Consider the following 236-nt stretch of genomic DNA (forward strand, 5'->3'; position numbering starts at 1 on the left):
GACCAGCTTGCTGTTTACCCACTATACGCCGGGCGTGGCGGCGTTTTTAAGCACCGTATTTGTGTTCGGCGTGATATTCCCGCTCTCCAGCCTGCTATTTAATAACGGCGTCTGGTTGAACTTTACCCTGCCGGTTGTTGCCGTACAGTTGCATGAATTGATTGCCATCGCTGAAACCAAGTTTAAATCCAGACAGGAGATGCTGCGTGCACAGCATGCTGAAGAGAACGTCTAGA

General features: G+C 50.4%; 1 protein-coding gene. It reads left to right on the plus strand.

The window, feature by feature from the left end; all coding sequences use genetic code 11:
- On the plus strand, positions 1 to 235 hold a 235-nt coding region (locus A3709_RS23725; protein WP_197484183.1), incomplete at its 5' end, for a hypothetical protein.
- Position 236: the final 1 nt, after the last annotated feature.

Origin of the sequence: Halioglobus sp. HI00S01 (genome assembly GCF_001635445.1) — a bacterium.
Classification (GTDB): Bacteria; Pseudomonadota; Gammaproteobacteria; order Pseudomonadales; family Halieaceae; genus Halioglobus; species Halioglobus japonicus.